Here is a 5473-nt window from a genome sequence, read left to right on the forward strand (position 1 = left end):
CGGAAACGGTCAGCAAGTGATTGAGATCTTTGACAGTGTGCGCAGGTGACTTGTGTGGGCGCCTTGCGGTGGATGACTGAATGTCAAACATATGCAAGCGTCTAACCTAAGAGTCAATTCAAAAGCTTGACGTTTACGGTTAGGACAACGCTTCAGAAAGATAGATCAACTTCGGTTGGTCGAAAACTTAAGTGAAGAGTTTGATCCTGGCTCAGATTGAACGCTGGCGGCATGCCTAACACATGCAAGTCGAACGGCAGCACAGTAGAGCTTGCTCTATGGGTGGCGAGTGGCGGACGGGTGAGTAATGCATCGGGATCTACCCAAACGTGGGGGATAACGTAGGGAAACTTACGCTAATACCGCATACGTCCTATGGGAGAAAGCGGGGGATCGCAAGACCTCGCGCGGTTGGACGAACCGATGTGCGATTAGCTAGTTGGTAGGGTAAAGGCCTACCAAGGCGACGATCGCTAGCTGGTCTGAGAGGATGATCAGCCACACTGGAACTGAGACACGGTCCAGACTCCTACGGGAGGCAGCAGTGGGGAATATTGGACAATGGGCGCAAGCCTGATCCAGCAATGCCGCGTGTGTGAAGAAGGCCTTCGGGTTGTAAAGCACTTTTATCAGGAGCGAAATGCCATGGGCTAATACCCTATGGAGCTGACGGTACCTGAGGAATAAGCACCGGCTAACTTCGTGCCAGCAGCCGCGGTAATACGAAGGGTGCAAGCGTTAATCGGAATTACTGGGCGTAAAGCGTGCGTAGGCGGTGACTTAAGTCTGCTGTGAAATCCCCGGGCTCAACCTGGGAATGGCAGTGGATACTGGGTCGCTAGAGTGTGATAGAGGATGGTGGAATTCCCGGTGTAGCGGTGAAATGCGTAGAGATCGGGAGGAACATCAGTGGCGAAGGCGGCCATCTGGATCAACACTGACGCTGAGGCACGAAAGCGTGGGGAGCAAACAGGATTAGATACCCTGGTAGTCCACGCCCTAAACGATGCGAACTGGATGTTGGTCTCAACTCGGAGATCAGTGTCGAAGCTAACGCGTTAAGTTCGCCGCCTGGGGAGTACGGTCGCAAGACTGAAACTCAAAGGAATTGACGGGGGCCCGCACAAGCGGTGGAGTATGTGGTTTAATTCGATGCAACGCGAAGAACCTTACCTGGCCTTGACATGTCTGGAATCCTGCAGAGATGCGGGAGTGCCTTCGGGAATCAGAACACAGGTGCTGCATGGCTGTCGTCAGCTCGTGTCGTGAGATGTTGGGTTAAGTCCCGCAACGAGCGCAACCCTTGTCCTTAGTTGCCAGCACGTAATGGTGGGAACTCTAAGGAGACTGCCGGTGACAAACCGGAGGAAGGTGGGGATGACGTCAAGTCATCATGGCCCTTACGGCCAGGGCTACACACGTACTACAATGGTCGGTACAGAGGGTTGCAATACCGCGAGGTGGAGCCAATCCCAGAAAGCCGATCCCAGTCCGGATTGGAGTCTGCAACTCGACTCCATGAAGTCGGAATCGCTAGTAATCGCAGATCAGCTATGCTGCGGTGAATACGTTCCCGGGCCTTGTACACACCGCCCGTCACACCATGGGAGTGAGTTGCTCCAGAAGCCGTTAGTCTAACCGCAAGGGGGACGACGACCACGGAGTGGTTCATGACTGGGGTGAAGTCGTAACAAGGTAGCCGTATCGGAAGGTGCGGCTGGATCACCTCCTTTCGAGAACGACATCTTTCTCCCCGCAAGACGTCCACACAAGACACCTGCTTTATTTCACGCGAAGTTTGCTTCACGCGACCTCCTTGTCGCGAAGAGCAAGACCAGCCATCCCTGGCTGGACTCTTCACGAAACGCCCGCTTCGATGCGAATGCTCGAAGAGTGGGTTGTTCGTGTTGAGGCACATAGGTTCCCGGGTCTGTAGCTCAGGTGGTTAGAGCGCACCCCTGATAAGGGTGAGGCCGGTGGTTCGAGTCCTCCCAGACCCACCACTGAATCACTTGGGGCCATAGCTCAGCTGGGAGAGCACCTGCTTTGCAAGCAGGGGGTCGTCAGTTCGATCCTGACTGGCTCCACCACTTTGGTGGCACGACGTGAAATGAAGGCAGCGCACACATAAAGGTTTAGAAACGAGGCGGCACTGTGGCCGTTCTTGTGTTCTTTGACAAAGTAAACGAGTGACAAGCGTTTTGGTTCGAAACCGAACCGAGATGTGTCGTTGAGGCAATTAAGCGAACGCGTTGTTTGGAAATGTAACTCTGAGGCGACTTGGGGTTATATGGTCAAGCGACCAAGCGTATACGGTGGATGCCTTGGCGGTCAGAGGCGATGAAGGACGTGGCAGCCTGCGAAAAGTGTCGGGGAGCTGGCAACAAGCTTTGATCCGGCAATGTCCGAATGGGGAAACCCACTGCGTAAGCAGTATCCTGCAGTGAATACATAGCTGCTGGAAGCGAACCCGGGGAACTGAAATATCTAAGTACCCGGAGGAAAAGAAATCAACCGAGATTCCGTCAGTAGCGACGAGCGAACGCGGACTAGCCCAAAAGCATCGAGTGTTTTAGTCGAACGGTTTGGAAAAGCCGGCCATAGCGGGTGATAGCCCCGTAGGCGAAAGGGCACACGATGTGAAATTGAGTAAGGCGGGGCACGAGAAACCCTGTCTGAACATGGGGGGACCATCCTCCAAGGCTAAATACTCCTGACCGACCGATAGCGAACAAGTACCGTGAGGGAAAGGCGAAAAGAACCCCGGAGAGGGGAGTGAAATAGACCCTGAAACCGTATACGTACAAGCAGTGGAAGCCCGCAAGGGTGACTGCGTACCTTTTGTATAATGGGTCAGCGACTTACTGTCAGTGGCAAGCTTAACCGTATAGGGGAGGCGAAGGGAAACCGAGTCTGAATAGGGCGCATAGTCTCTGGCAGTAGACCCGAAACCGAGTGATCTATCCTTGGCCAGGTTGAAGGTGCGGTAACACGCACTGGAGGACCGAACCCACATCTGTTGCAATAGATGGGGATGAGCTGAGGATAGGAGTGAAAGGCTAAACAAACTCGGAGATAGCTGGTTCTCCTCGAAAGCTATTTAGGTAGCGCCTCGTATGAATCTTCCTGGGGGTAGAGCACTGTTATGGCTAGCGGGCCATCGCGGCTTAGTAAACCATGGCAAACTCCGAATACCAGGACAGAATGTACGGGAGACACACGGCGGGTGCTAACGTCCGTCGTGAAAAGGGAAACAACCCAGACCCGCAGCTAAGGTCCCAAAGTTAGTGCTAAGTGGAAAACGATGTGGAAAGGCATAGACAGCCAGGAGGTTGGCTTAGAAGCAGCCACCCTTTAAAGAAAGCGTAATAGCTCACTGGTCGAGTCGGTCTGCGCGGAAGATTTAACGGGGCTAAGCACTACACCGAAGCTCGGGGTGCACACTTTGTGTGCGCGGTAGAGGAGCGTTCCGTAAGCCTGTGAAGGTGGATTGAGAAGTCTGCTGGAGGTATCGGAAGTGCGAATGCTGACATGAGTAACGATAATGCGGGTGAAAAGCCCGCACGCCGAAAGCCCAAGGTTTCCTCGCGCAACGTTCATCGGCGCAGGGTGAGTCGGCCCCTAAGGCGAGGCAGAAATGCGTAGTCGATGGGAAGCTGGTTAATATTCCAGCACTTGTCTGTAGTGCGATGTGGGGACGGAGAAAGTTAGGTCTACCGGGCGTTGGTTGTCCCGGGGAAAGGCGGTAGGCATGAGGGTTAGGCAAATCCGGCCCTCTTTATGCCGAGCACCGAGACGAGCCCTTTAGGGCGAAGTGACTGATACTACGCTTCCAGGAAAAGCCACTAAGCTTCAGCTACAGAGAAACCGTACCGTAAACCGACACTGGTAGGCAGGGTGAGAATCCCAAGGCGCTTGAGAGAACTCGGGTGAAGGAACTAGGCAAAATGGCACCGTAACTTCGGGAGAAGGTGCGCCCTCCGACGTGGTCACGTGCGTGACTGAGCGTTAGAGGGTCGCAGTAACCTGGCCGCTGCGACTGTTTATCAAAAACACAGCACTCTGCAAACACGAAAGTGGACGTATAGGGTGTGACGCCTGCCCGGTGCTGGAAGGTTAATTGATGGGGTCAGCCGCAAGGCGAAGCTCTTGATCGAAGCCCCAGTAAACGGCGGCCGTAACTATAACGGTCCTAAGGTAGCGAAATTCCTTGTCGGGTAAGTTCCGACCTGCACGAATGGCGTAACGACAGCGGCGCTGTCTCCACCCGAGACTCAGTGAAATTGAAATCGCTGTGAAGATGCAGCGTTCCCGCGGCAAGACGGAAAGACCCCGTGAACCTTTACTACAGCTTCACACTGAACGTTGAGTTCTTCTGTGTAGGATAGGTGGGAGGCTATGAAACCGAGACGCTAGTTTCGGTGGAGCCATCCTTGAAATACCACCCTGAAGTGCTTGACGTTCTAACCTAGGTCCGTAATCCGGATCAGGGACCGTGTGTGGTGGGTAGTTTGACTGGGGCGGTCTCCTCCCAAAGAGTAACGGAGGAGCACGAAGGTACGCTCAGCGCGGTCGGACATCGCGCACTGTGTGCAAAGGCATAAGCGTGCTTGACTGCGAGATCGACGGATCAAGCAGGTACGAAAGTAGGTCTTAGTGATCCGGTGGTTCTGTATGGAAGGGCCATCGCTCAACGGATAAAAGGTACTCCGGGGATAACAGGCTGATACCGCCCAAGAGTTCATATCGACGGCGGTGTTTGGCACCTCGATGTCGGCTCATCACATCCTGGGGCTGTAGCCGGTCCCAAGGGTATGGCTGTTCGCCATTTAAAGTGGTACGCGAGCTGGGTTCAGAACGTCGTGAGACAGTTCGGTCCCTATCTGTCGTGGGCGTTGGAGATTTGAGAGGGGCTGCTCCTAGTACGAGAGGACCGGAGTGGACGTTCCGCTGGTGTTCGGGTTGTCATGCCCATGGCATTGCCCGGTAGCTACGAACGGAAGCGATAACCGCTGAAAGCATCTAAGCGGGAAGCGCGCCTCAAGATGAGATCTCCCGAGACTTCGAGTCTCCTTAAGGCACCATCAAGACTAGGTGGTTGATAGGCGCGGTGTGGAAGTGCAGCAATGCATTGAGCTTACGCGTACTAATGAGCCGTGCGGCTTGACCATATAACCCCAAGACGCTTCGTGAGACGCTCCATAAGAGCGACGCTCTCAACGAACATCTGGTTCGAATTCACCAAACGCTTGTCACTCGTTTACCCCCTCTGCGGAACTGGCGCATCACTGCGCTGTTCCCACCCTTTCCCTGGCGGCTATAGCGCTGTGGTCCCACCCGATCCCATCCCGAACTCGGAAGTGAAACGCAGCTGCGCCGATGGTAGTGTGAATCCTCATGCAAGAGTAGGTCACCGCCAGGGGCTTTATCCCTCAAACGCCTTCCCTCCAGGGAAGGCGTTTGTCTTTGCGCG

Annotated in this window: 2 tRNA genes and 3 rRNA genes; all 5 read left to right on the forward strand. The window is 54.5% G+C overall.

Going from position 1 to position 5473, the window contains the following annotated elements:
- Window positions 1–188: 188 nt before the first annotated feature.
- Window positions 189–1733 (forward strand): 16S ribosomal RNA (locus BDW41_RS22765).
- Window positions 1734–1926: 193 nt separating this feature from the next.
- Window positions 1927–2003: transfer RNA gene (locus BDW41_RS22770), tRNA-Ile, on the forward strand.
- A gap of 11 nt (window positions 2004–2014) precedes the next feature.
- Window positions 2015–2090: transfer RNA gene (locus BDW41_RS22775), tRNA-Ala, on the forward strand.
- A gap of 202 nt (window positions 2091–2292) precedes the next feature.
- Window positions 2293–5171: ribosomal RNA gene (locus BDW41_RS22780) — 23S ribosomal RNA — on the forward strand.
- Window positions 5172–5309: 138 nt separating this feature from the next.
- Window positions 5310–5422, forward strand: a 5S ribosomal RNA gene (gene rrf / locus BDW41_RS22785).
- Together the 16S, 23S and 5S rRNA genes with 2 tRNA genes alongside form the textbook arrangement of a ribosomal RNA operon.
- Window positions 5423–5473: the final 51 nt, after the last annotated feature.

Origin of the sequence: Dyella sp. AtDHG13 (assembly GCF_003201105.1) — a bacterium.
In the GTDB taxonomy this organism is placed as follows: domain Bacteria; phylum Pseudomonadota; class Gammaproteobacteria; order Xanthomonadales; family Rhodanobacteraceae; genus Dyella; species Dyella jiangningensis_B.